A 2288-nucleotide genomic window follows, 5' to 3' on the forward strand; every position below is an offset into this window, starting at 1 on the left:
CCGGTGTCCCGCCCGGCTCCACCGCCGCCCCCCGCGGGCGGCGGCGCGCCCTGCGCGCGCACGGGTGCGAGGTGGGCCAGGAAGCTGTCATCGAAGAGGCTGCTCATCGTCGACGAGTTTAGAGTGCGCCGCCGACACCCACGTCCGGACGGCCCCAGGACCGCGCCCGGCCCGCCCCGTAGGGGATAACGAACAGATACCGGACGTATCACCTAACGGCCTTCACATCCGCACCACATGTCGCTACCGTGCCGTGCCAGACGGCCCGCACCGCTCGTCGGCGAAAGCGTCGACACGGTCCGTCTCCGCCGAGTCCGACCCGGCAGTGCCGCCGGAGCCGGGGACCCACTCGCGTACGCGACGCCCGTGTACGCACCTGGGGTGAATCGGGCCGCACGCACCGCGAACGCGGCACACGGCCCGTAGGGCAGTTCTTCCTGTGCCCGAACCCGTCAGCTAACCCGGTAGGCGGTTCATGGAAGGAGTTGCCGGCCTTGGCGTCCCACCGCAAGCCGCGCACCCGGATTCTGCAGTCCGCCACCGCGAAACGTGGCGCCATTGGCGTCACCACCGCCGCCCTCGCCTCCGTCTCGCTGCTCTCCCAGAGCGCGCAGGCCGACCCCGGCGACGGCAAACAGTCGATCGCGGAGGTGAAGAAGAAGACCGACAGGCTCTACCAGCAGGCCGAGATCTCGACGCAGAAGTACAACGCCGCCAAGGAGAAGACTCAGGCGCAGCGCGCCAAGGTCGACAAGTCCCTCGACCAGGTCGCCGAGCGGACCGCCAAGCTGAACGACTCGCGGCGCACGCTCGGCAACTTCGCCACCGCCCAGTACCGCACCGGCAGCATGTCGCAGACGGCGACGCTGCTGCTGACCGAGGACCCGCAGCAGTTCTTCGACCAGACGCACCAGCTGGACCGGATGACCGGCCGCCAGAAGGAAGCCGTCACCGACTTCGAGCGGCAGCAGAAGGCGGCGGACAAGAAGCGGTCATCGGCCACCAAGGAGCTGGCTTCCCTCGCCTCCGCCCAGAAGTCGCTCAGCAGGAACAAGAAGGACGTCCAGTCCAAGCTGTCCGAGGCGCGCGAGCTGCTGTCGAAGCTGACGGCCGAGGAGAAGGCGCGGCTGGCGGCGATCGAGAAGAAGAAGCAGGCGGCCGCGCGTGCGGCGGCCGAGAAGGCGGAGGCGGAGCGCCGCGAGGCCGCGGAGGAGCGCCGCCAGGAGGCCGGTTCCGATTCGGGTACGGGCGGCGGCACCTCGGACGGCTCGTACGCGGCCAAGGCGGAGAAGGTCATCGCCTACGCCAAGCAGCAGCTGGGCAAGCCCTACGTGTGGGGCGCCACCGGACCGAGCTCCTTCGACTGCTCCGGCCTCACCATGGGCGCCTGGAAGACCGCCGGGATCACCCTGCCCCGCACCACCTGGGACCAGGTCGAGGTCGGCACCAAGGTCGCCAAGTCCAGTATGAAGCCGGGCGACTTGGTGTTCTTCTACGACGACATCAGCCACGTCGGCATCTACGCGGGCAACGGGCAGATGATCCACGCCCCCAAGCCGGGCACCGACGTGAGGTACGAGTCCATCGACTACATGCCCTTCCACTCGGCGGTGCGCCCCGGCTGACCGGCTGCGCAGGGGCGGCCCGGTCCGCCGCGGCCGCCCCTCCCCGCACTGCTTCCTCACCGCTTTCCCACCGCTTTCCCCACTGCCGGGTCCACGGCGCGGGCGAGCGTACCGACTCACACGGCCGGGTGACGAAGCCCGGCCTGCCGCGTATCGCCGGGCGTGAGTAGGGCACAATGCGCTATCCAGCAGCGGTGCTTGAGAGGCGGGGTTGCGCAGTGGCCGTGGACACGGCACGGGACGGTTCGACGACGGGCGGCAGCGGCGACGGCGGAGCCGGCGGGACCGGCCGGCCTGGCCAACCCGGCCACCCCGGCCAACTCACTGACGAAGCTCTCATTCCGCACCCCTCCCCTCCCGCCGAGACCCCCTCCTCCTCCCGTCACTCCTCGCATTCCTCGCACTCCTCCCGCTGCACCTGCGGCGACTGCCCGCACGGTGTCCGCGAAGGGCACCGGCACGCGCTCTCCACGTTCCGCAGCCGGCGCGACGAACTCGCCGAGGGCGGCGGCCTGCCCGCCGCACTGGCGCACTCGCCCGGTGCCTCCCGCCAGTGGGTGTCCGACGAACTGACCCGCGCCGCCCGCACGGTCGCCGATCGAGGCCGTGAAGAAGGGGCTTTCCGCATGGCAGCGATGTGGCGCCGCACGCTCATCACCGTGT

1 protein-coding gene, 1 pseudogene and 1 riboswitch are annotated in these 2288 nt (G+C 70.7%); the gene and the pseudogene both read left to right on the forward strand.

The window, feature by feature from the left end:
- Nucleotides 1–296: 296 nt before the first annotated feature.
- Nucleotides 297–487: riboswitch (cyclic di-AMP (ydaO/yuaA leader) on the forward strand.
- A gap of 7 nt (nucleotides 488–494) precedes the next feature.
- Nucleotides 495–1625 (forward strand): NlpC/P60 family protein, encoded by a 1131-nt coding sequence (locus ACRDP3_RS25000; protein ID WP_431519255.1) that lies wholly within the window; start codon nucleotides 495–497, stop codon nucleotides 1623–1625.
- A gap of 224 nt (nucleotides 1626–1849) precedes the next feature.
- Nucleotides 1850–2288: pseudogene (locus ACRDP3_RS25005) on the forward strand (hypothetical protein); the annotation flags it as partial.

The organism is Streptomyces sp., from assembly GCF_050698815.1.
Classification (GTDB): Bacteria; Actinomycetota; Actinomycetes; order Streptomycetales; family Streptomycetaceae; genus Streptomyces.